Source organism: Dankookia rubra, from assembly GCF_004355005.1.
GTDB classification, from domain to species: Bacteria; Pseudomonadota; Alphaproteobacteria; order Acetobacterales; family Acetobacteraceae; genus Paracraurococcus; species Paracraurococcus ruber_A.
The window spans coordinates 1-206 of sequence record NZ_SMSJ01000455.1; the positions used below are offsets into that span (position 1 = coordinate 1).

Consider the following 206-nt stretch of genomic DNA (forward strand, 5'->3'; position numbering starts at 1 on the left):
ACGGTCTGGCCGGAGGTGAGCGTGATGGCGGTGGTGACGCCGGTCGTGGGACTAGCGTCGCTGTCGAGGGTGTCGTCGCTGCCCCTGTCCTGCGAGCTGAGGCTGTAGCCCATGGGAGTGACGAACTTGACTGTGTAGGTGCCGGGAGCGGCGGAAAGGCTGTAGTTGCCGCTGCTGTCAGTGGTGGCGCTGGTGACCACGGTGCC

The 206-nt window shown here is 66.5% G+C and carries 1 protein-coding gene; it reads right to left on the minus strand.

Annotation, left to right across the window (positions count from 1 at the left end; translation table 11 throughout):
- On the minus strand, positions 1-206 hold a 206-nt coding region (locus E2C06_RS37235; protein WP_133293452.1), incomplete at both ends, for an SdrD B-like domain-containing protein.